The sequence below is a fragment of the Kaistia dalseonensis genome, assembly GCF_030814715.1.
Lineage (GTDB): Bacteria > Pseudomonadota > Alphaproteobacteria > Rhizobiales > Kaistiaceae > Kaistia > Kaistia dalseonensis.
Genome location: NZ_JAUSVO010000001.1, coordinates 609,159 through 627,576, shown reverse-complemented (window position 1 = coordinate 627,576; position 18,418 = coordinate 609,159). Strand labels below are relative to the sequence as shown.

Below are 18,418 nucleotides of genomic sequence, written 5' to 3'. Positions count from 1 at the left end.
CTAGCCTGCCGGCGTTTATCAGCTCTGGTCGGCTCAATCGCGGTTCATGACGGCTCGCACGCCCTCGCCCCTCGGCGACTCCGACAAGGAGGACGCCCTCAGCGCCGAGGCACGCGCCATTGCCGCGCGCCTGTCGGGGCGCGCGATCGCGCCGGGCTTTGTCACCGGCACGGTGCAGGCGACCGAATTCATCGCGCTCGCGTTGATCGGCTCGTTCCTCCTCGCCTTGGCGAGCCGGTCGGCGCCGCTCGGCTGGAGCGAGATTCTGGCCGTGATCGGCGCGCCCTTCGTCGCGGTGATCGCGATCCGCGCGCGCGGCGGCTACCGCGTGACGGCATTGGCCGATCCCGTTGCAACGCTGACGCGCGTGCTGTTCGGTTGGGGCGCCGTGGTGATCGGCGTGGCGGCGGCCAGCTTCTTCCTCGCACCAACCGAAACGCCGCTCCGCGGCACGCTCGGGCTGTTCCTGGTCGCCGGATTCCTGTTCCTGATCGCCGAGCGCGCCATCATCGCCACCATCGTGCGTGCCCTGATCCGCCAGGGGCGGCTGGAACGGCGCGCCGTGATCATTGGCGGTGGTGCCGAGGCGGAAGCGCTGGTCCAGGCCATCGCCGCCGAACCCAAGGGCGGCATCCGCGTCTGCGGCCTGTTCGATGATCGCGGCGGCGCGCGCTCGCCCGACGAGATGCTGGGCTACCCCAAACTCGGCACCGTCGCCGATCTCGTCGCCTTCGCGCGCCTCGCCGGCATCGACCTGCTGATCGTGTCGCTGCCGGTGAATGCCGAGGCGCGATTGCTCGAAGTGCTGAAAGCGCTCTGGGTACTGCCGGCCGATATTCGCCTCTCCGCGCTCGGCAGCCGCCTGCGCTTCCGCCCGCGCGCCTATTCCTATATCGGCTCGATCCCGTTTCTCGATCTCGCCGACCAGCCGATCACGGGCTGGAACGCACTGGCGAAGCGGATCTTCGATGTCGTCTTCGCCACGATCGGGCTGGTGGTGCTGTCGCCGCTGCTCCTCCTCACAGCCATCCTCATCAAGATCGACAGTCCCGGCCCCGTCCTCTTCCGCCAGAAGCGCTATGGCTTCAACAATGAGGTGATCGAGGTCCTGAAGTTTCGGTCGATCTACGAGCATCTGAGCGACCCCGGCGCGAAGGTCGCCGTCACGCGCGGCGATCCCCGCGTCACGCGGATCGGCCGCTTCATCCGGCGCAGCTCGATCGACGAGCTGCCGCAACTCGTCAATGTACTCAGGGGCGAATTGTCACTTGTCGGGCCGCGACCGCATGCCGTCAACGCGCATACCGACGATGCGCCCTGGGACGATGTCGTCGACGGCTATTTCGCCCGCCACAAGGTCAAGCCCGGCATGACGGGCTGGGCGCAGATCAATGGCTGGCGCGGCGAGGTCGACGTGCCGGAGAAGATCCGCCGGCGCGTGGAATACGACCTCGAATATATCGATCGCTGGTCGATCGCGTTCGATCTCTACATCCTGCTCATGACCCCGCTCCGCCTCGTCAGGACGGAGAACGCATATTGAGAACGAGCATGCCCGTCTCCGGCCTGCCCATGCGGGCGATCGCCAACATGGTGATCGGCGTGCTCGTCTTCCTCTCCGCCTTCGTCATGTTCGAGCCGGCCCCGTCGGACCTGCTGCTCTGCCTGGTGGTGCTGATCTGGTCGTTCTGCGGGCTCAGGCTGACGCGGTCGGTCATGCCAATGGTCGTGCTGATGAGCCTCTATGTGGCCGGCGGCCTGCTCTCGTTTACGCAGCTCTCGGGCTTCCAGAAGCCGGTCACCTATATGGCGACCACGGCCTTTCTCGTCATTTCCTCAGTGTTCTACGCCGCGATCCTGCAGGACGACACCGAGCGGCGGATGCGGATCATCGAGCGCAGCTATGTCGCCTCGGCGATCATCTGCGCGCTAATCGGCATATTGGCCTATTTCGGCGCCCTGCCCCGCTCGGACCTGTTCACGCTCTATGATCGCGCCAAGGGCGCCTTCAAGGACCCGAACGTGTTCGGCCCGTTCCTGGTGCTGCCGCTGGTCGTGCTCACCCGCGCCGTGCTGACGACGCCGCTGATCCGCTCGGGCTGGCGCGTGCCGGGCATATTGATCCTGCTCGCGGGCATCTTCCTGTCGTTCTCGCGCGCCGCCTGGGGCATGGCGGTGCTCGCCCTCGTCATCATCGCGCTCCTCGCCTTCGTGACGGAATTCCGCCCGAGCCGGCGGCTGCGCATGCTGGGCGTGGTGGCGGCCGGGCTCGTCGTCGTCGCGCTGCTGCTCGCCATCGCGATCTCGATCCCCGCCGTGCAGGAGATCTTCGTCCAGCGCTTCAAGCTGGTGCAGGATTACGACGCCGCGCGGCTCGGCCGGTTCGAGCGCCATATCATCGGCTTCTTCCTGATCCAGGAGCACCCGCTCGGCATCGGGCCGTTCCAGTTCGGCCTCGCCATGGGCGAAGACGAGCACAATATGTGGCTGAAGGGCTTCACGGTCTATGGCTGGCTCGGCGGCTTCGCCTATATCGGCCTCGTCGTCTGGACGCTCGCGATCGCGACGCCGCTGATCTGGCACCGCCACCCCTGGACGCCGTTCCTCCAGAGCGTCTATGCGGTCTATCTCGGCCATCTGCTGATCCACAACGTGATCGACAACGACCATTGGCGCCATCTCTTCCTGATCTATGGCGTGCTCTGGGGCGCCTATGCCGTTGAGCGGCGCATCGGCGCCGGCGCACGAGGCGAGGCCACGGCACGGCCGGCCGTTCCGGCACCGCTCATCGTCGGCCCCGTTGCCCTGCCCCGCACGCCGCTGGCGCCGCGCCCCAGCACTTAGAAAACTATTCCAGCCTTCCGTGCATCCCTAACCCGCCTCGCGCATTGATCCAGACAATAAAAGCGAGAGGGAGAAGACCAATGCTACAGGAACAGCCGCAGCAGACCCGCAGCCTCGACATTCCCCGCGATATCGACGCGCCCTGGATCGACGAGATCGACAGCGCCTCCGGGGCACCGCGCCGTACGGTCGAAGCGCTGCGGATCGAGCGTGGATGGAGCCAGTGCGAGCTGGCCGGGCGGGCCGGATTGCTGCCCGACCATCTGCGCGCCATCGAGCTCGGCATGGAGCCGACACTGCCCGAGCGGCAGATGATCGCCGACGCGCTCGGCGTCGATGTCGCCAGCATCGCCTGACACCCGATTGAGGACATGGGAGCCGGCCCAGAGGCCGGTCCCGGGGAGCCGGCCCAGAGGCCGGTCCCGGCCGTGCGGACCCAAGCCGATTTGATGTTCCGCACGGCGGAGTCCTGCCCCGTGTTGGAGATGAACGGGGGGAGAGAAGAGGACGGAACGATGACTCACATGCTGATGACGCGTCCGCTTGCCAAACGTCGTGGCAATTCGCTCTTTGACCACGAACTCGAGGACATGATGGACGCGAAGGTCGCCGGCGGGGTCGCGCCGCTGACGGCGGCACGGGCCTATCGCGGCCTGTCGATCGCGCGGTTGGCGCAGCAATCCGGCATCCCCGCGAGTCGTATCCTCGCCATCGAACAGGGCCTGATCCGGCCCGGCGAACATATTGGCAAGCTGTCGCAGGCGCTCAACATACCGCCGGCCCTGATCGACAGGGGCTAGAGCATTTCCAAACGAAGCGGGCCCCGGTTCGCGTGAAGGAAGCGCGACAAGTCAAATAGATAGATCATTTCGTCGTTTCCATGAAACGATGAAATGATCTAGGGCGCCGGCTGGCGCGGATGCTCGATCGGCATGCGAAGGCGGAACTCCGTCCGCTCGCTGTCCGAGACGACATCCAGCACGCCACCATGGGCCTTGGCGATTTCCGAGGCGATATAGAGTCCGAGGCCGAGGCCCTGAAGGTTGCGGCGAATCTCGCTGCGGAAGAAGGGCTGGAACAGCCTCTCCATCGCCGCGGGCGGGATCGGCTCGCCGACATTGATCACCGCGAGCTCGAAATCATCGGCGATCGTCGCGGCGCGGACCCTGACCGGCGCCCCGGCATCGCCATGCGTCAACGCATTGGCGAGCAGGTTGGCGAAGAGCTGGGCGAGCCGCGCGGGATCGTTGGACACCGGCCGTTCGATCGCGAATTCGGCGTGGATCTCACGATCGGGATGTCCGGCGCGCAGTTCGTCGACGACTTGGCCGAGCACGGCGGGAAGATCCGTGTTCACGGTCCGCTGGACGATGATGCCGCCCGCCAGCCGCCCGCGCGCGAGATCGAGCACATTGTCGATCAGCCCGGACATGCGGCCCACGGTCGCCTTCATCAAGCCGAGGATCGTATCGACCTTCTCCTGCGGCGGGTTCTTCATCAGCATGCGCGTGCCGGCATCGATCGCGGCGAGCGGGCTGCGCAGATCATGGCCGAGCACGGCGATGAACTGCTCGCGCAGCTCCGCATTGCGCCGCTCCGCCTCGACCAGCGCATTGCTGGCCGCGAGCCGCTCGATCGCATCGAGATGGTAGGCGATCAATTCGGCGAACAATTTGAACATGCCGACGATCTCGGGCGAGCTCACCTTGGCCGGACGGGGATCGATCGCGCAGAGCGTGCCGAAGAAGCGGCCATCCGGCAGGACGATCGGCATGGAGACATAGCTCTGCAGGCCGTAGAGCCGGGGCGTCGGGTGGGAGCAATAGACCGGGTCGGTGGCGACATGGTCGATGACCACCGCCTCGCCAGTGCCGCGCACCTCGCGGCAGAGCGTCGTCCGCACATCGAGCTCGCCGCCCGGGACCAGCCCGAACGCGATATCGTCCTTCACGCTGCAGGCGATCCAACGATCCTCGGTGACCCGGGTGATCGCGGCGAATCCCATGCCCGTCGCCCGGCAGACCACGTCGAGAAGCGTCGGGACGACTGCGATGCTGGCGACAGCGGCGATATCGGCGGAGAAATCCTCACTGGGCATTCTGAAATTCCGGCAGCAATGTTCGTGTCGCTCAAGTGCCTGTCGGTCGACATGCGGGAGCAATAGCGCTGATCGCCGCGTTGACCGTGCCTCGCGCCCGACAAGACGGAAATTCCGCCGGGCCCCGAAAGCCGGTGCGCTCGATTCGCGCGGCTCGCCGGCATTGCATGTCGCCAGTGACTCGACAGGAAATGTGCCGGTAAAGATGATGAGATGGTCGGAGCGACAGGATTTGAACCTGCGACCCCTTGTCCCCCAGACAAGTGCGCTACCAGGCTGCGCCACGCTCCGTCCGAAAACGGAAGACCACTCATATAGCTTCCAGGAGCCGAGGCCCCGCGCGGCCCCCGGCCGCGCCCCTCGGCGGCAGGACCGTCGAGGAATGCGCCGCTGTTAGCACGGTTGCCGCGGGCTTGTCACCGGCAATCTCGGTGTCATCCACCGATGTGCGCGTCTATCGCGCCTGATCGAGGATTCGCTTGCATTCGAGAAGGTCGGCCAGGGCTGCGCGCAGCGTGCGAATATCGTCATGCGAGAGCGCAGGACCAGTTGGTTGCGGCGCGACATGGGCCGGCTGCCGCTGCGATGGGGAGAGATTCGCCCGCTCGACGACGGGATGGGGATCGGTCTCGCGCGGGATCGGCACCGGTCGAGTGGACGTGAGCGAGGGCTCGCGCCGGTCCTCGAACGTTGCATGCCGGCTCGGTTCCTCGGCACGGATCGCGCCGCGCACCCTGTCGGGCGGGGCCGGCGTCTCGGCAACCAGCGGCGGCAGGTAGTCGTCGGCCGATTCGGGTTCGTCCGGTGGCGCCGCCGGCAGGCGGGAGACGAGCGAGACGGCCGGTTCCGGCGCCAGTCGTCCCCGCGTCGCCGGCTCGACGGGCCGCGGCTCGGCCCGCACCGCCGGCGCAGGCCCCGCATCGCGGCGCCTGTCGAGAAATTCGGGCTCGCGATGATGCGCATCACCCCGCCCCGGCGGATCAAAGAGCGGGTCGCGCCGCGCGCCGCGTGGCTCGGGAGCGCGTGGCGCAATCGCGAAATCATCGCCATCCTCGTCGGCGAGGATGCCATCGGGAACCGCATCAAGGAGGGTGTCGTCGTCGCCATCGACGGGCACGGGATCGAGGCTCGCGCCCTGCCCCGCCGCCACGACATGGCGCGGCCCCTGTTCCTTCAGGATGCGCTGCACGCCCTTGATCGTATAGCCTTCGCCATAGAGCAGCTTGCGGATACCGCGCAGCAATTCGACATCGTCGGGGCGGTAATAGCGGCGGCCACCGCCGCGCTTCATCGGACGGATTTGCGTGAAGCGGGTTTCCCAGAAGCGCAAGACATGCTGAGGCAGGTCGAGTTCCTCGGCCACCTCGCTGATCGTCCGGAACGCGTCAGGACCCTTTGACAAGGGCTTGCCCTCAGTCACTCAGAACCGCGCACGGCCCCGGCAAACCGTCACCAGGCGTCGCGGTCACGCATCTTCCTCATCGGAATCATGGCCGTTTGGAACAAGCGAGCCATTGATCCGCTGCTTCAGAACATTGCTGGGCTTGAATACCATCACGCGGCGAGGCGAAATCGGTACCTCTTCGCCGGTCTTCGGGTTGCGGCCGATCCGCTCGCCCTTGGAGCGAACGAGAAACGAGCCGAACGAAGACAACTTCACGGACTCGCCGCGGACGATACACGCGCTGATTTCATCCAGGACGAGTTCGACAAGCTCAGCAGACTCCGTCCGAGACAAGCCGACCTTCTGGTAGACCGCCTCGCACAGATCGGCGCGCGTCACCGTCTTGCCTGTCATGGTCTTTTTCCCAATCTTTTTGCTAGGCTAAAGTCCTGTTGCTCCCCTGACACAAGCCTATTGCCAGACCTCGGGGCGGTCAACGTCCTTCATCGTAACGCGCGGGAATTTCAGGCGTTTCCTACCAGCGCAGCAGCGCCGAACCCCATGTAAATCCGCCGCCCATCGCTTCGAGCAGCACGAGGTCGCCCCGCTTGATCCGCCCGTCGTCGCGCGCGACCGAAAGGGCGAGCGGAATCGACGCCGCCGAAGTGTTGCCGTGGACCGCGACGGTCCGCACAACTTTCTCGCTTGCTATGCCGAGCTTGCGCGCGCTGCCATCGATGATGCGGATATTCGCCTGGTGCGGAACGAACCAGTCGACGTCCTGGGCGGTATAGCCGGTGGCGCTGAAGGCGTCCTCGATCACGTCGGTGATCATGCCGACGGCATGCTTGAAGACCTCGCGGCCCTCCATGCGGAGATGGCCGACCGTGCCCGTCGAGGACGGGCCGCCATCGACATAGAGCTTTTCGCGATGATTGCCGTCGGAGCGCAGATGCGTCGTGAGCACGCCGCGATCCTCGCGCGTGCCGTCCTGCACCGAGGCGCCGAGGATCACGGCACCCGCGCCATCGCCGAACAGCACGCAGGTCGAGCGGTCGGTCCAGTCGAGGATACGCGAGAAGGTCTCGGCGCCGATGATAAGAATGCGCTTGGCCTGGCTCGCGCGGATATAGGCGTCGGCCGTCGACAGCGCGAAGACGAAGCCGGAGCAGACCGCATGCAGGTCGAAAGCGGCGCCGTGCAGCATGCCGAGCTTGCGCTGGACCGTCACGGCCGTCGCGGGAAAGGTGTCGTCGGGCGTGGCGGTCGCGACGAGGATCATGTCGATCTCGCCGATCGTGAGACCGGCATCGGCAAGGGCGGCCTTGGCGGCAGCCGTCGCCAGATCAGAAGTAAACTCGCCTTCGGCGGCGATGTGCCGCTCGCTGATGCCGGTGCGCTGGACGATCCACTCATCCGACGTATCCACCATCGTGGCGAGTTCGAAATTGGTCAGGGTCTTCTCGGGAAGATAGCTCCCGCAGCCGAGAACCACCGAACGGATAAAACTCACGGAGCACCTTCATTCACGATTTCGGCCACCTCGCGGACGAAGCCCGCCCGGTGATAATCGCCGAGATCCTGGCTAATTTTGGCCAGCAACCCGTTGCGGGCCATGCTGTAGCCGACTTCGACGGCATTGGCGAAGCCTTCGCCATCCGTGCCGCCATGGCTCTTGATGACAATGCCGTTCAGCCCGAGCAGCACGGCACCATTCGAGGCGCGCGGATCGAGCTTCTGGCGCAATTCCTTGAACGCGCCCTGCGCGAAGAAATAGCCGATGCGCCCGAGCAGCGTGCGCCCCATGGCGTCACGGAGATAAGACCCGATCTGCCGGGCGGTTCCCTCGGCCGTCTTCAGCGCGATATTGCCGGCAAAGGCCTCGGTCACTACGACATCGACCGTTCCCCGGCCGATATCATCGCCCTCGACGAAGCCGACATATTCGAGATGGTCGAGATTGGCTTCCTTGAGGATCTGTCCGGCGACGCGGACCTCCTCGAGGCCCTTCATCTCTTCGACGCCGATATTGAGCAGGCCGACCGTGGGACGCTCGACATCGAGCAGCGCCCGCGCCATCGCACCGCCCATCATGGCGAAGTCGATCAGTTGCTGCGCATCGGCGTTGATGGTCGCGCCGACATCGAGCACGACGCTTTCCCCGCGCATGGTCGGCCAGAGTGCTGCCAGCGCCGGGCGCTCGATGCCCGCCATGGTGCGCAGGCAGAATTTCGACATCGCCATCAGCGCGCCGGTATTGCCGGCCGAGAGAGCGACGTCCGCCTCGCCCTTCTTCACCGCCTCCAGCGCGCGCCACATGCTCGATTTCCAGCGGCCCTTGCGCAGCGCCTGACTCGGCTTGTCGTCCATCTGGACGGTGACTTCGCAATGGGTGAAGGTCGAGACGGCCTTGAGGCGCGGGTAATTGTCGAGCAGGGGCAGCACCGCCTGCTCGTCACCGAAGAGCTGGAACGTCAGTTCGGGCCGACGGACCAGCGCAATATCTGCGCCGGCGAGAACGGTCGAAGGCCCGTTGTCGCCGCCCATGGCGTCGATCGCTATCTTAACCATTCCGCCCTTTCAGCGCTTCAACGCCACCGGCCGTTCCAACAGCGCCGCGATTACGGCGGTGGAAAATACCGAATTCGGCCTGCCTGACAACAAATGTTTCGCCAGCCGCGCCGGCGACGGCCTTGTGGCTATCACTTCTGCCTCAGGCTCGACAATGCGGCAAACGGCGATCCCTCTTCCTCATCGTGCGTTCCGAGACCTTTCGGCAGCTCGGCGCCGGGTGCGCGCGGGTAGGGATCGAGCGCCAGCGCGAGCTGCTCGGTGACGATCGCCCCGAGATCGATCGTATGGCCGACCAGTTCGTCCGGCGGATCATCCTCGTCGAACACGACGATGACCTCGGCCTCGGCGACCGTCTTGGGGTCCTTCGCCATCGCCTCGGGCGGCAGGAAGGTGAGCGTGAAGGGCTGGTCGATATGCTCGGGAACCGGCTCCACGGTGACGACGCAGGCCTGCACGGCATCGGCGCGCAGCCGCCCCTCGATCTTCAGCCCGACCCGGCGCCAGGTTTCGATCGCCAGATCGGCCTCCAGCGCGGTCAGTTCGAGGATGCCGAATTCCTTGGCGATCGCGCGCCGCTCCTCCGCATCGGCAACCAGGTGCTCGTTCGTGCGGCCACGGCCGAGCCGGGCAATATCGACGATGCGGGAAAAGGGAATGCTGCTCATCACGCGGCCTCCGATGCCGTGTTGGACCGAATCGCGGGGAAATCGATCCGCCCGGCGCGAATCACATCGATCGGCTGGGCCGCGAGCGCCACCGTAGCGGCTTCGACATAGGCCGCCATCCGTCCTGCCGAGCCCGCCGGGTCACCTTCGGGAAATATGTTCCGGGCGATCGCCGCCTCCAGCGCCGCGCCGTCGCCGGCCGCGAGCGCCGCGTCATAGGCGCTGACGCGGCCATAAAACACCTCGGCCATCTTTTTCAGCTTCTTCGGCACCGATATGTCGCCCACGCCCATTTCGCGCAGCGCGCCGTCCATGTCCTTGAGAAAAATGTCGAATACGGCCTGACCGAGTCGCCGATCGGCATCGCTCTCGGTCTTCAACCGGTAGAAGAGCAGGAAATCATGCAGGACGATCATGTCATAGCGGCCGTCGAGCGTGTCGGGTACGAGCCAATCGGCGTAGAAGGCCGGTTGCCGCGACTGCGCCACGATCGCGCCGTAAAGCGAATATGCAATAGATTCGTTCCTGCGGCTGCGGGTGAAGAAGCGTCGGAACATTTCTGCCGATCTCCAGATTGGACAGCAAAGGGCTAGGCCAGAGGCGAACCGTCCCCGGCTCCAGATGGTACTGCCTGCTGCCCTTGCAAGGAAGATTGCCACGAGCCCTAGCGCAGGCTAGGGAGATTGCCAACCCGATGAAGTGGGCCAGGAGAATGCAATGCCTTTCGGCGTAACGGATCAGCGGTTTGGCGGCAGCGCGCGGGCGCGTCGCATCACGGTGGGCATGCTGGCCGTATTCGCGTTAGTTCCCCTGGCGGGTTGCCTGAAGTCCAACACCTTCGGCGGGCTGAACGAGACCTATCACGCCGGCTATGTCGCCTCCAGCATGGCGCTCGAGCAGGTGCCGGTCGGCGCCAGCCGCGATCAGGTGCTGATCGTGCTCGGCTCGCCCTCAACGACAGCCGATTTCGGCGGCGAGGTGTTCTACTACATCAGCCAGACGCGCAAGCGCACCATGGCCTTCCAGCGCCAGAAGATCGTCGACCAGCGCATCCTGGCCGTCTATTTCGACAAGAACCAGACCGTGGCCCGAATCGCCAATTACGGCCTGAAGGACGGCAAGGTGTTCGACTTCATCACCCAGACGACGCCGACCAGCGGCACCGACCAGGGCTTCCTCGAGCAGGTGCTGACGGGAACGATGGCCATGGGCGGCGGCAATCCGTTCGGCGGATAATCGAGGCCGCCCTCGCCTCTCAGCAAAAAGCCCGGTGCGACCGCACCGGGCTTTCTTTTTTCAAGGCTCAGCCTCGCCCGCTCAGTGGGCGAGCACGGCGAGCAGCAGCAGGGCCACGATGTTGGTGATCTTGATCGCGGGATTGACGGCCGGACCGGCCGTGTCCTTGTAGGGATCGCCGACGGTATCGCCCGTCACCGATGCCTTGTGCGCTTCCGAACCCTTCATGTGGCGAACGCCATTCGCATCGACGAAACCATCCTCGAACGACTTCTTCGCATTGTCCCAGGCGCCGCCGCCCGAGGTCATCGAGATGGCGACGAAGAGGCCGGTGACGATAACGCCGAGCAGCATGGCGCCGACGGCCGAGAAGGCCTCGCTCGGCCCCGCGATCCACTTGATCACGAAGAAGACGACGATCGGCGCGAGCACCGGCAGCAGCGAGGGAATCACCATCTCCTTGATCGCCGCTTTGGTCAGCAGGTCGACCGCCTTGCCGTAATCCGGCTTGTCGGTGCCGGCCATGATGCCCGGCTTCGCACGGAACTGGCGCCGGACCTCTTCCACGATCGCGCCGGCGGCGCGGCCGACGGCGGTCATGGTGATGCCGCCGAAAATGTAGGGAATGAGGCCGCCGAGCAGCAGCCCGACCACGACATAGGGATTGGAGAGCGTGAAATCGGGGACGATGCCCCTGAAATACTGGAAGCTGGTCGAGCCTTCCTTGTTGGCCTCGCTGATGAAGTAGGTCAGGTCGTAATTATAGGCGGCGAACAGCACCAGCGCGCCGAGACCGGCCGAACCGATGGCATAGCCCTTGGTCACGGCCTTGGTGGTGTTGCCGACCGCGTCGAGCGCATCGGTCGCGTGACGCACCTCCTTGGGTAGGCCCGCCATTTCGGCGATGCCGCCGGCATTGTCCGTGACGGGGCCGAAGGCATCGAGCGCCACGACCATGCCGGCGAGGCCGAGCATGGTCGAGACGGCGATCGCCGTACCGAACAGGCCGGCGAAGCTGTAGGTCGAGACGATGCCGGCGACGATCACCAGAGTCGGCAGCGCGGTCGCCTCCAGCGAGACGGCGAGGCCCTGGATCACATTGGTGCCGTGGCCGGTCACCGAGGCCTGCGAGATCGAGCGCACCGGGCGATAGCCGATGCCGGTATAATATTCGGTGATCCAGACGATCAGCCCGGTCACCGCCAGGCCGACGAGGCCGCAATAGAACAGGTTCAGCCCGGTGATGGTGAAGCCTGCCGCCGTGCCGATCTCGCCCCAGCCGACGAGCAGCTGCGTTGCGACGGCGAGGCCGATGATGGAGAGCAGTGCCGAGGCGATGAAGCCCTTGTAGAGCGCGCCCATGATCGACTGGTTGGCGCCGAGCTTGACGAAGAAGGTGCCGGCGATCGAGGTAATGATGCAGGCCGCGCCGATACCGAGCGGATAGAGCATGATCGACCCGAAATTGGGCGAGGTGGCGAAGAAGATCGCGGCGAGCACCATGGTCGCGACCACGGTGACGACATAGGTCTCGAACAGATCCGCCGCCATGCCGGCGCAGTCACCGACATTGTCGCCGACATTATCGGCGATGGTGGCCGGATTGCGCGGATCATCCTCCGGGATTCCCGCCTCGACCTTGCCGACGAGATCGCCGCCGACATCGGCGCCCTTGGTGAAAATGCCGCCGCCGAGACGGGCGAAGATCGAGATCAGCGAGGCGCCGAAGCCGAGCGCGACCAGCGCGTTGATCACCGTGCGGTCATCCGGGCTGTAGCCGGCGAACTGGGTCAAGATGAGATAGTAGACCGCGACGCCGAGCAAAGCGAGGCCGGCCACCAGCATGCCGGTGATGGCGCCCGACTTGAAGGCGATGGCGAGGCCGGCCGCGAGGCTCTTGGTCGCCGCCTGCGCCGTCCGCACATTGGCGCGCACGGAGACGTTCATGCCGATGAAGCCGGCGAGGCCCGACAGGATGGCGCCGATGGCAAAGCCGATCGCCACCGTCAGCGACAGCAGCCATACGAGGATCGCGAATATGACGATGCCGACGACGGCGATCGTCATGTATTGCCGCCTCAGATAGGCGCTCGCACCCTCCCGGATCGCCGCGGCGATCTCCTGCATGCGCGCGGAACCGGCATCGGCGGCGAGTACGTCGCGTGTCGCCCAGGCGCCATAGGCCAAGGCCAGCAAGGCGCACAGAATGATCAAGTAAATCACGTCTCTCTTCCCCTCCTCTTGCCGGCGTCGTTTCAAACGCCCCGGATTTCGCCCTATGACGAACCAGAACGCCGCGCCGGCTGTCCGTGCGGCGGGAAAGCAACGTTCCTCCCGGCTCTCCCCCCGTTGAACGAGTTGAGGACGGGTTGAGGCGGCGGTCAAGCACTAGCTTGCCGGCGCCACGCCATTTTGACTTGGGAGGATCAAGAAACGCGCGGTCGGTCTGTTTGCCGGCGGACTCAGAGGGCTTCCGGCACGGCGCCACGGCGCAGCAGCGCCGTCCAAGCGAGCACGATGAGGCAGACGATGACAACCGGGAAGACGATCGCGTTGATGAAGGCCCAGCCGGGACCGTTGATCAATGTGCCGGCAAAGAACGACGCGACCGCGGAAGAGGCGAAGACGAGAAAATCGTTGAGGCCCTGCACCCTGCCCTTTTCCTCCGGCCGGTAGGTTTCCGTCAGCATCGCAGTCGCGCCGATGAAGCCGAAATTCCAGCCGAGGCCGAGCAGAACGAGCGCGATCCAGAAATGGCTGAGCGACAGACCCGAGATCGCGACGACGGCGCAAGCCGTCAGCAGCGCCATGCCGGCGATGACGATCCGGTCCTTGCCGAAACGCACGATCAGCTTGCCGGTGAAGAAGCTCGGCCCGAACATGGCGAGCACATGCCACTGGATGCCGAGCGCGGCATTGCTCTGGCTGAGGCCGCAGCCGACCATGGCGAGCGGCGCCGCCGTCATCACGAAGGTCATGAGCGCATAGGAGCAGATGCCGCACAGGACCGCCGCCACGAAGCGAGGCTGGCGCGCGATCTCGGCGAGCGGACGTCCGCGCAATTGAGCGCCATCCCGGGCTCTGCGCGGCGGGGCGATATTGCGCAGCCGGCTGACGATCGTCGAGGCGACGAGCGCCAGCACCGATATTGCGAGGAAGCCACCGGCAAACGGGATCGGCTGGAACAGATCGCGCGTGAAGATCGCGGTCTGCGGGCCGATGACGGCGGAGAGAACACCGCCGCCCATGACGAGCGCCAGCGCCCGCGTCCGGGCAACCTCACTGCCGCCATCGACGGCGGCGAAGCGATATTGCTGATTGAAGGCGGCCGAGACGCCGATCAGCAGCAACGCGCCGGCGAAGAGCCAGAACAGGTCTTGCAGCAGCGCGTAGGTCGCAAGCAAGCCGCCGAGCGCCGCCGGCATGGCGCCGATGACAAAACCCCAGCGACGGCCGACCCGGCTCATCAGCGTGGCGGCGGGGATCGTCGCGAGCGCGGAACCGACCGTCAGCGCCGTGACCGGCATGGTCGCGAGCGATTTGTCGGCGCCGAGCAGATAAGCGCCGGAGAGGCCGCCCAGCGTGATGGCGACCGGCATGATCGCGCCGCCAAAGGCCGTCGCCGCTGTCAGCACGAATGCGTTCCGGCGGACGGCCTGATCGGCTAGACTGGAATTATTATCCACGAATTCGGCCCCATCGAGCAAATCGAGAATCGATTTCTTGCCCTCAGGGGACGTTTTTATCAGAAGTGGTCGTGCGAGGCGCGGCCGAGATGCAGCGGCGTGCCGTCGCGCCCAAGGGCTGCTGGCGGGGCCGAGCCCTCGACGATTCGCCCGATGACCGCGACCGGAACACCGGCGGCGATCGCCTCGGCCTCATAGGCATCGAGCCGCTCCGGCGGGATGATGGCGAGGATCTCATAATCGTCGCCGCCGGTCAGCACGCTGGTGAGCGCGGCTTCATCGGCTTCGACCAGATGCCGCGCGGCATCCGACAGCGGCACCGCCGCTGCCTCGACCAGGGCGGAGACGTTCGAGGCGCGGGTGATATGGCCGAGATCGCCCATCAGCCCATCGGAAACATCGAGCGCGGCGCGGGCATGGCGGCGGACGGCACCCGCCAGCGCCAGGCGCGGGCGGGGGTGCAGATAGCGGTCGAGCAGGTGCGCGGCGCCCGCTCCGGCCGGCGCACCGTCAAGCGCGCCGAGCCTGAGTCGAAGGCCGAGCGCAGCGTCGCCGATCGTGCCCGACACCACGATCGCATCGCCGGGACGCGCCCCCAGGCGGCGCACCATGCCGCCGGAGGGTACCTCGCCGATCGCGGTAATGGAGAGCACGAGGCCGCTCGGCGCCTTCACGGTGTCGCCGCCCAGAAGCGCGATGCCATAGGTGAGCTGGTCCTGGCCGAGCGCGGCGGAGAACGCCGCCATCCAGTCCTCGGTCCAGTCCGCGGGGAGCGCGAGACCGAGCAGATAGCCGATCGGCGTGGCGCCCTTGGCCGCGAGATCGGAGAGGTTCACCCGGAGCGCCTTGCGTGCGATCGAGGCGGGCGGATCATCGGGGAAGAAATGGATACCGGCGGCGACCATGTCCTTGGTGAGGACGAGATCCATGCCCGGCGTTGGCGTGAAAGCGGCCGCGTCGTCGGTCAGGTTGAAGGCCGCCGGATCATCGGCGAGCGGACGGAGATATCGGGCGATCAGGTCGAATTCGCCCGGCCGCCCTGCCCGTTCCGTCATGTCAGGCCCGCTTGCCCGGATGTGCCGCTTCGGTGAATTCGTCCGGTCGCAGGCGCCGCGCGGCGGTGTCGAGCACGCCGTTCACCATGCGCTGCTCATCGCCCGGGCCGAAGAATGCGCGTGCGACATCGACATATTCGGTGATGATGACGCGCGCCGGCACGTCCTTGCGCCCGACGAGCTCATAGGTGCCGCAGCGCAGGATCGCGCGCAACGTCACGTCGATGCGGGTCAGCGGCCAGTCGGAAACCAGCGAAACATGGATCGCCGGATCGAGATTGCGCTGCTCGCGCACGACGCCCGCGATGATATCGCGGAAGAAGGCGGCGTCCGCATCGCGATACTGGTCGCCGTCCAGTTCCTTGCCGAGGCGGAAATTCTCGAATTCCGCCACGACTTCCGTAAGCGACGCTCCGCCGACGTCCATCTGGTAGAGAGCCTGGACCGCCGCGAGCCGCGCCGCACCGCGCTGATTGGCAGGTTTTACCTCGCGCGGCGCCGGCGCTTTGTCGGATGGCATCTCAGAGACCGAATTTCTTGCGGAGCGCGATCATGGCGAGCGCCGCCTCGGCCGCAGCACCACCCTTGTTCTTCTCCGAGATACGCGCGCGGGCATAGGCCTGCTCGTCATTCTCGACGGTCAGGATGCCGTTGCCGATCGCAAGCGCCTCGATGACGGCCATGTCCATGATGGCACGCGCGGATTCATTGGCGACGATGTCGTAATGCGTGGTCTCGCCACGAATGACGCAGCCGAGCACGACGAAGCCGTCATAATCCGCCTCGCCATCTTCCATGGCCGCAAGCGCCATGGAGAGCGCCGCCGGAATCTCGAGGACGCCGGGAACGGAAATGCGCTCCAGCGTCGCGCCGGCCTTCTCGATCGCGGTCTTGGCGCCGAGGAAGAGATCGTCGGAAATATCCTCGTAGAATCGGGCGTCGATGACGAGGAGATGCGGAGACGCGTCACTCATGGTGGAGGCTCTCTTAAACGGTGTGTGCCGGCTCGGAACGGGCGGCAGGTGAACCATGCGCGCCTAGGCGATGTAAAGCGAAAAGAGCGGCGCGGCGAACGTGCCACGCCTGCGATTATTGCATAGCGATCAGCCGGCTTCGTTCAGACGAGCGACATAGCGCGCCATCTGGTCGACTTCGAGATGAACCTTCTCGCCGGCCTGGCGCTTGCCCCAGGTCGTCACGTCCGGCAGCAGCGTGTGGGGGATAAGAAGCACGGAAAAGCGGTTGCCTTCCACCCAATTGACCGTGAGCGACGTGCCGTCGAGCGCGACCGAGCCCTTGGTGGCTATGAAGCGGGCGAGATTGGCCGGGGCCTCGAAGACGAAGCGCGTCGTCTCGCCGAGATCCTCGCGGCTGATGATGGTGGCGACGCCGTCGACATGGCCGGAGACCAGATGGCCGCCGAGCTCGTCGCCGATCTTCAGCGAGCGCTCGAGATTGATCTTCGTGCCCATGTCCCAGCCGCCGACCTCGGTCAGCGCCAGCGTCTCGGGCGCAGCCTCGACGTCGAACTTCGTGCCACCCTCGGGCTTCGGATTGACGGAGATCACGGTGAGGCACACACCGGCGCACGCAATCGACGCGCCGATCGCGATCGTCTCGGGATCATATTTGCTGTCGATCGTGACCTTGTTGACGTCGTTGCGGCGCTGAACGGCCTCGACCGTCCCGACGTCGGAAATGATACCCGTAAACATTCTCAACTCGTCCTTTCATAGCGAACCATGCGGTCATCGCCGAGCATGGCCTCTTCGATGATCCGGTAGCGCGGGCTGCGCTCGATCGCCGACAGCGCCCGTCCCGCCAGCGCGCGGACGCCATCGGGACCGACGACGACCGGCGCGCGGAACAGAACCACCTCGTCGGCGAGCCCCTGCCCGACCAGCGAGGCGGCGACGCGCGCGCCACCCTCGACCAGCAGACGCGTGATGCCGCGCTCGGCCAATGTCCTGAGCGCCGCCGGAAGATCGACACCACCAGAACCGAGCGGAGCAGAGATAATCTCTGCGCCAGCGGCCACAAGGGCGGATCGCGCCGCCTCCGGCGCCTCGGGGCCAGCGATCACCCAGAGGGGGATCTCGCCTGCGCCCTGCACCAGGGCCGATTGCGGGGAGAGGCGCAATTGCGTGTCCAGAACGACGCGGATCGGCGACAGGCTCTTCAGGCCCGGAACGCGCACGATCAGGCTCGGATCGGCCGCGAGCGCCGTGCCGATCCCGATCAGGGTCGCATCGGTCTCGATGCGCATCGCCTGCAGCCGGGCAAAGGCCTCCTTGCCGGAGACCAGCACGCGCTCGCCCGAACTGCGGCCGATCATGCCATCGGCGGAGACGGCGAGCTTGAGCGTGACGTGGGGCCGGCCGGCCTGCATGCGGGCGATGAAGCCCGCATGAACGCGCCGCGCCTCCTCGCCGAGAATGCCGGACGAGACCTGGAGCCCGGCGTCGCGCAGGCGCGCATGGCCAGCACCGCCGCGCTGTGGATCGGGATCGTCCATCGCGCTCACGACACGCTGGATGCCCGCCGCAACCAGCCGATCCGTGTCCGAGGCACCGTCCTCATGACGGATTGTGGGTTCGATTGACGTGTAGACCGTCGCGCCGCGCGCCGCTTCTCCGGCCTCGTCGAGCGCGATCGCGATGGCATGTCCGCTGGCGCCCGGCGGTGTCGCGCCGCGCCCGACGATGACGGGCACGCCCGTGTCGAAGCGCACGATCAGCACGCCCACGGCCGGCGCTGGAAAGGTCGAGCCGAGATGGCGGCGTCCAAGCCGCAGCGCCGCAGCCATAAGACGCCGATCCGTCTCGGGATCGGCGATCGTCGTCTCCGCTGCCGCCATGCGCTACCCCCGTCGCCCC

The 18,418-nt window shown here is 66.1% G+C and carries 18 protein-coding genes, 1 tRNA gene and 1 pseudogene; 5 read left to right on the top strand and 15 right to left on the bottom strand.

Annotated elements, in window-relative coordinates; all coding sequences use genetic code 11:
* Nucleotides 1-46 precede the first annotated feature (46 nt).
* From QO014_RS02865 to QO014_RS02850, 4 genes are all read left to right on the top strand, one after another.
* On the top strand, nucleotides 47-1,543 hold the full coding sequence (locus QO014_RS02865) for an undecaprenyl-phosphate glucose phosphotransferase (protein WP_266347131.1): 1,497 nt from the start codon (nucleotides 47-49) through the stop codon (nucleotides 1,541-1,543).
* Nucleotides 1,540-2,844 (top strand): O-antigen ligase family protein, encoded by a 1,305-nt coding sequence (locus QO014_RS02860; RefSeq protein ID WP_266347130.1) that lies wholly within the window; start codon nucleotides 1,540-1,542, stop codon nucleotides 2,842-2,844. Before QO014_RS02865 ends, QO014_RS02860 begins: the two co-directional genes overlap by 4 nt.
* An 80-nt stretch (nucleotides 2,845-2,924) precedes the next feature.
* The gene (locus QO014_RS02855) at nucleotides 2,925-3,200 is read left to right on the top strand and encodes a helix-turn-helix domain-containing protein (RefSeq protein WP_266347129.1); all 276 of its coding nucleotides are present in this window, start codon (nucleotides 2,925-2,927) and stop codon (nucleotides 3,198-3,200) included.
* A 159-nt stretch (nucleotides 3,201-3,359) separates the two neighbouring features.
* Nucleotides 3,360-3,644 carry a helix-turn-helix domain-containing protein gene (locus QO014_RS02850; protein ID WP_266347128.1) on the top strand — a complete coding sequence of 95 codons (285 nt, stop codon included), beginning with the start codon at nucleotides 3,360-3,362 and terminating at the stop codon, nucleotides 3,642-3,644.
* A gap of 98 nt (nucleotides 3,645-3,742) precedes the next feature.
* Here QO014_RS02850 and QO014_RS02845 read toward each other — a convergent pair whose 3' ends face one another.
* From QO014_RS02845 to QO014_RS02810, 8 genes and pseudogenes are all read right to left on the bottom strand, one after another.
* On the bottom strand, nucleotides 3,743-4,942 hold the full coding sequence (locus tag QO014_RS02845; RefSeq protein WP_266347127.1) for a GAF domain-containing sensor histidine kinase: 1,200 nt from the start codon (nucleotides 4,940-4,942) through the stop codon (nucleotides 3,743-3,745).
* Between the two features lie 214 nt (nucleotides 4,943-5,156).
* Nucleotides 5,157-5,233, bottom strand: a tRNA-Pro gene (locus QO014_RS02840).
* A gap of 858 nt (nucleotides 5,234-6,091) precedes the next feature.
* Nucleotides 6,092-6,344 (bottom strand): annotated as a pseudogene (locus QO014_RS02835) (MerR family transcriptional regulator); the annotation flags it as partial.
* Nucleotides 6,345-6,407: 63 nt separating this feature from the next.
* Nucleotides 6,408-6,740, bottom strand: coding sequence for an integration host factor subunit alpha (locus QO014_RS02830; RefSeq protein WP_266347126.1), 333 nt, complete (start codon nucleotides 6,738-6,740; stop codon nucleotides 6,408-6,410).
* Between the two features lie 121 nt (nucleotides 6,741-6,861).
* The gene (locus QO014_RS02825) at nucleotides 6,862-7,839 is read right to left on the bottom strand and encodes a beta-ketoacyl-ACP synthase III (RefSeq protein WP_266347125.1); all 978 of its coding nucleotides are present in this window, start codon (nucleotides 7,837-7,839) and stop codon (nucleotides 6,862-6,864) included.
* A complete protein-coding gene (gene plsX / locus QO014_RS02820; protein ID WP_266347124.1) occupies nucleotides 7,836-8,897 on the bottom strand; it encodes a phosphate acyltransferase PlsX in 1,062 nt (353 codons plus the stop codon). Before plsX ends, QO014_RS02825 begins: the two co-directional genes overlap by 4 nt.
* A 131-nt stretch (nucleotides 8,898-9,028) precedes the next feature.
* Nucleotides 9,029-9,565 carry a YceD family protein gene (locus tag QO014_RS02815; protein ID WP_266347123.1) on the bottom strand — a complete coding sequence of 179 codons (537 nt, stop codon included), beginning with the start codon at nucleotides 9,563-9,565 and terminating at the stop codon, nucleotides 9,029-9,031.
* Nucleotides 9,565-10,122 (bottom strand): ubiquinol-cytochrome C chaperone family protein, encoded by a 558-nt coding sequence (locus QO014_RS02810; RefSeq protein ID WP_266347122.1) that lies wholly within the window; start codon nucleotides 10,120-10,122, stop codon nucleotides 9,565-9,567. The genes QO014_RS02815 and QO014_RS02810 overlap by 1 nt, the downstream gene beginning before the upstream one ends.
* Before the next feature lie 160 nt (nucleotides 10,123-10,282).
* On the opposite strand from QO014_RS02810, the gene QO014_RS02805 reads away from it, so the two are divergent.
* On the top strand, nucleotides 10,283-10,801 hold the full coding sequence (locus QO014_RS02805; protein WP_266347121.1) for an outer membrane protein assembly factor BamE: 519 nt from the start codon (nucleotides 10,283-10,285) through the stop codon (nucleotides 10,799-10,801).
* Between the two features lie 81 nt (nucleotides 10,802-10,882).
* On the opposite strand, the gene QO014_RS02800 is transcribed toward QO014_RS02805, so the two are convergent.
* The 7 genes from QO014_RS02800 to ribD form a co-directional block, all read right to left on the bottom strand.
* Nucleotides 10,883-13,015: a sodium-translocating pyrophosphatase gene (locus QO014_RS02800; protein ID WP_370877104.1), complete on the bottom strand. Its 2,133-nt coding sequence runs from the start codon at nucleotides 13,013-13,015 to the stop codon at nucleotides 10,883-10,885.
* Nucleotides 13,016-13,263: 248 nt separating this feature from the next.
* The gene (locus QO014_RS02795) at nucleotides 13,264-14,487 is read right to left on the bottom strand and encodes an MFS transporter (RefSeq protein WP_266347119.1); all 1,224 of its coding nucleotides are present in this window, start codon (nucleotides 14,485-14,487) and stop codon (nucleotides 13,264-13,266) included.
* Nucleotides 14,488-14,546: 59 nt separating this feature from the next.
* Nucleotides 14,547-15,542, bottom strand: a complete 996-nt coding sequence (gene thiL / locus QO014_RS02790; RefSeq protein WP_266347118.1) for a thiamine-phosphate kinase — start codon at nucleotides 15,540-15,542, stop codon at nucleotides 14,547-14,549.
* 1 nt (nucleotide 15,543) lies between these two features.
* Nucleotides 15,544-16,062, bottom strand: a complete 519-nt coding sequence (gene nusB / locus QO014_RS02785; protein ID WP_266347117.1) for a transcription antitermination factor NusB — start codon at nucleotides 16,060-16,062, stop codon at nucleotides 15,544-15,546.
* A 1-nt stretch (nucleotide 16,063) separates the two neighbouring features.
* Complete coding sequence (gene ribH, locus QO014_RS02780) at nucleotides 16,064-16,516, bottom strand: 6,7-dimethyl-8-ribityllumazine synthase (protein ID WP_266347116.1); 453 nt, start codon at nucleotides 16,514-16,516, stop codon at nucleotides 16,064-16,066.
* 129 nt (nucleotides 16,517-16,645) lie between these two features.
* Nucleotides 16,646-17,257 (bottom strand): riboflavin synthase, encoded by a 612-nt coding sequence (locus QO014_RS02775; protein ID WP_266347115.1) that lies wholly within the window; start codon nucleotides 17,255-17,257, stop codon nucleotides 16,646-16,648.
* A gap of 2 nt (nucleotides 17,258-17,259) precedes the next feature.
* Nucleotides 17,260-18,399, bottom strand: coding sequence for a bifunctional diaminohydroxyphosphoribosylaminopyrimidine deaminase/5-amino-6-(5-phosphoribosylamino)uracil reductase RibD (gene ribD / locus QO014_RS02770; protein WP_266347114.1), 1,140 nt, complete (start codon nucleotides 18,397-18,399; stop codon nucleotides 17,260-17,262).
* Nucleotides 18,400-18,418: the final 19 nt, after the last annotated feature.

Bases quoted from the DNA above. Each gene is read 5' to 3' on its own strand.
- QO014_RS02865 (WP_266347131.1), top strand. From the start codon at position 47: ATGACGGCTCGCACGCCCTCGCCCCTCGGCGACTCCGACAAGGAGGAC.
- QO014_RS02855 (WP_266347129.1), top strand. From the start codon at position 2,925: ATGCTACAGGAACAGCCGCAGCAGACCCGCAGCCTCGACATTCCCCGC.
- QO014_RS02850 (WP_266347128.1), top strand. From the start codon at position 3,360: ATGACTCACATGCTGATGACGCGTCCGCTTGCCAAACGTCGTGGCAAT.
- QO014_RS02845 (WP_266347127.1), bottom strand. From the start codon at position 4,942: ATGCCCAGTGAGGATTTCTCCGCCGATATCGCCGCTGTCGCCAGCATC.
- QO014_RS02830 (WP_266347126.1), bottom strand. From the start codon at position 6,740: ATGACAGGCAAGACGGTGACGCGCGCCGATCTGTGCGAGGCGGTCTAC.
- plsX (WP_266347124.1), bottom strand. From the start codon at position 8,897: ATGGTTAAGATAGCGATCGACGCCATGGGCGGCGACAACGGGCCTTCG.
- QO014_RS02815 (WP_266347123.1), bottom strand. From the start codon at position 9,565: ATGAGCAGCATTCCCTTTTCCCGCATCGTCGATATTGCCCGGCTCGGC.
- QO014_RS02810 (WP_266347122.1), bottom strand. From the start codon at position 10,122: ATGTTCCGACGCTTCTTCACCCGCAGCCGCAGGAACGAATCTATTGCA.
- QO014_RS02805 (WP_266347121.1), top strand. From the start codon at position 10,283: ATGCCTTTCGGCGTAACGGATCAGCGGTTTGGCGGCAGCGCGCGGGCG.
- thiL (WP_266347118.1), bottom strand. From the start codon at position 15,542: ATGACGGAACGGGCAGGGCGGCCGGGCGAATTCGACCTGATCGCCCGA.
- nusB (WP_266347117.1), bottom strand. From the start codon at position 16,062: ATGCCATCCGACAAAGCGCCGGCGCCGCGCGAGGTAAAACCTGCCAAT.
- ribH (WP_266347116.1), bottom strand. From the start codon at position 16,516: ATGAGTGACGCGTCTCCGCATCTCCTCGTCATCGACGCCCGATTCTAC.
- QO014_RS02775 (WP_266347115.1), bottom strand. From the start codon at position 17,257: ATGTTTACGGGTATCATTTCCGACGTCGGGACGGTCGAGGCCGTTCAG.
- ribD (WP_266347114.1), bottom strand. From the start codon at position 18,399: ATGGCGGCAGCGGAGACGACGATCGCCGATCCCGAGACGGATCGGCGT.